2 protein-coding genes are annotated in these 2,852 nt (G+C 38.7%); both read left to right on the top strand.

All coding sequences use genetic code 11. The features are described from left to right. The first annotated feature begins 233 nt into the window (after positions 1-233). A complete protein-coding gene (locus PCY17_RS12035) occupies positions 234-992 on the top strand; it encodes an ABC transporter ATP-binding protein (protein WP_301395758.1) in 759 nt (252 codons plus the stop codon). Between the two features lies 1 nt (position 993). Beyond that, positions 994-2,852 (top strand): ABC transporter permease (locus PCY17_RS12030; protein WP_301395756.1); only part of this gene is annotated, 1,859 nt, incomplete at its 3' end.

Genomic DNA, 2,852 nt, shown 5'->3' with positions numbered 1-2,852 from the left:
AATCTTACAAAAATGTAAGATTACAGACCTCTTTTGTAAGGTTATGTTATGGCAAGCTATCTTCATTTGGAGTAAACTTATAGCATAAAGAAAAAGGAGAGAAACCATGAAAACAATCTTACAGAAGAAACAAACAAGTAAACCAAGTCCAAAAGAGATCGAGCGAGTTCAGCTCGGTTGCGCTATTATGCAGGCTCAGTTTCAATTAATGGGATATTAAAAAGGAGATTATCATGACACTATTAGATGTAAAACACGTTCAAAAGATTTATAAAACACGTTTCCAAGGCAACCAAGTAGAAGCCCTGAAAGATATTCACTTTACTGTAGAAAAAGGCGACTACGTTGCCATTATGGGTGAGTCTGGTTCTGGGAAATCAACCCTACTCAATATTCTCGCCATGCTTGACAAACCAACTCGTGGTCAGGTCTTCCTAAACGGAACAGACACAGCTACCATTAAAAATACTGAAGCATCAAGCTTCCGTCGTGAAAAGTTAGGCTTTGTCTTCCAAGACTTCAATTTGTTAGATACGCTTTCTGTTAAAGACAATATCTTACTCCCTTTGGTATTGTCTAGAAAGCCTATTACAGAAATGATGAAAAAATTGGTCGTAACGGCTGAAAATCTTGGCATCAACCAATTGCAGGAGAAGTATCCTTATGAAATTTCTGGGGGGCAAAAACAACGGGTAGCAGTTGCACGCGCCATCATTACAGAACCTGAAATTCTCCTTGCTGATGAGCCAACAGGAGCTCTAGATTCTAAGTCATCTTCAGCCCTCCTTGATATCTTTGATCAAATCAATGAACAAGGACAAACCATTCTCATGGTGACCCACTCGACAGCTGCGGCCAGCCGTGCTAAACGTGTCCTCTTCATCAAGGACGGCATTCTCTATAATCAAATCTACCGTGGTGAAAAGACTGAACGTCAGATGTTCCAAGAGATCTCTGACACCTTAACTGTTATGGCAAGTGAGGTGAACTAGTATGTTTCGATTAACAAATAAGTTGGCCATATCCAACTTAATCAAAAACCGCAAACTCTATTATCCCTTTGCTTTGTCTGTCGTTTTGGCAGTCACTATTAGCTATCTCTTTTATTCCCTAGCCTTTAATCCTAAAATTGTGGATTTGCGTGGTGCGTCTGCCATTCAATTTACCTTACAACTAGGGCTTGTCGTAGTGACACTTGCATCTGCCATTATCGTTCTTTATGCCAATAGTTTTGTCATGAAAAATCGATCCAAAGAACTGGGTGTATATGGCATGTTGGGCTTAGAAAAGCGTCACTTGATTGGTATGACCTTCAAGGAACTCTTGATTTTTGGGCTAGTAACAGTCACTGCTGGTATTGGGATTGGTGCCCTCTTTGACAATCTCATCTTTGCATTATTGCTTAAACTTGCAAAGATGAAGGTAGAGTTAGTAGCCACCTTCCAATGGTCCGTAGTCCTTTCCATCCTTCTGGTATTTGGGCTTGTCTTTTTAGTCATTGTCTTCCTAAATGCTATCCGCATTATCCGTATGGATGCACTCCAACTCTCTCGTGAGAAAGCAAAAGGTGAAAAGAAGGGGCGTTTCCTAGTTCTTCAAACACTTGTAGGGCTAATTGCACTAGGTAGTGGCTACTATCTAGCACAAAGCGTAAAAGACCCAATTTCAGCAACCCTAACTTTCTTTATTGCCGTCATGTTGGTCATAGTTGCGACCTATCTTTTATTCAATGCTGGTATTACAGTTTTCTTACAGCTACTCAAGAAAAACAAAAGATATTACTATAAACCAAATAACCTTATCTCTGTGTCTAACCTTATCTTTCGTATGAAGAAAAATGCGGTCGGTTTAGCAACCATTGCCATCCTTTCAACCATGGTTTTGGTTACCATGTCAGCAGCAACCAGTATCTACAACGGATCTGAAAATATAAAAAATATTATGTATCCTCACGATTTTGATGTTAAGGGAAATAATATTGAAGTTGAGGATTTAGAGAAACTTTTGACTCAGTATGCAAGTGAAAAGAACTTAACGATTAGCAACAAAGACGTTCTTAGATATGCCAGCTTCGGCATTTCCAGTCAAGATGGGACCAAATTAACCACCTTTGAAAAAGGGGAGAATAGTGTTATGCCTAAGACTGTCTTCTTAGTTTTTGACCAAAAAGATTACGAAAAAATGACTGGACAAATGCTAAATCTTACTGGTAATGAAGTAGGTCTTTGGGCTAAAAATAACCAACTAAAAGGTCAGAAATCATTTAGTCTTAACAGTCAGGAGTATAGTATCAAGCAAGAAATCCAGCAAGATTTTTTAGCTAACCATGTTTCCAATCTCTATATCCTTTTAGTTTCAGATTTTAACTACCTAGTTGTACCAGATCTTCAAAGCTTTTTGGATCAGTACCAAGATTCTGCTGTCTACCCTCAGTTTTATGGTGGTATGGATGTCACCGCAAGTCTAGAGGAACAGTTAAAACTAGCTGATGATTTTGATGCGTATGTAAATAATTTTAGCCATAATCTCAAGAGTGAAGATGCTATGGTTTACGGGGGTAATGGTTCAAGTGATGCAATTGCCCAAATGAATGTTCTCTATGGAGGTGTCCTCTTTATTGGTATTTTCCTCTCTATCATCTTTATGATAGGTACTGTACTGGTTATCTACTATAAACAAATCTCAGAAGGTTATGAAGACCGTGAACGCTTTGTCATCCTGCAAAAGGTTGGTTTGGATCAAAAACAAATCAAGCAAACCATTAACAAGCAGGTTTTGACTGTCTTCTTCCTCCCTGTAATCTTTGCCTTCCTACACCTTGCTTTTGCCTATCACATGTTGAGTTTGATTCT

Source organism: Streptococcus sp. SO2, from assembly GCF_030440025.1.
The sequence above is the reverse complement of the archived record's forward strand: the minus strand, read 5'-3'. Positions and strand labels throughout refer to the sequence as shown.

Coding starts and splice junctions, on each gene's coding strand:
- PCY17_RS12035 (WP_301395758.1), top strand. CDS start 234: ATGACACTATTAGATGTAAAACACGTTCAAAAGATTTATAAAACACGT.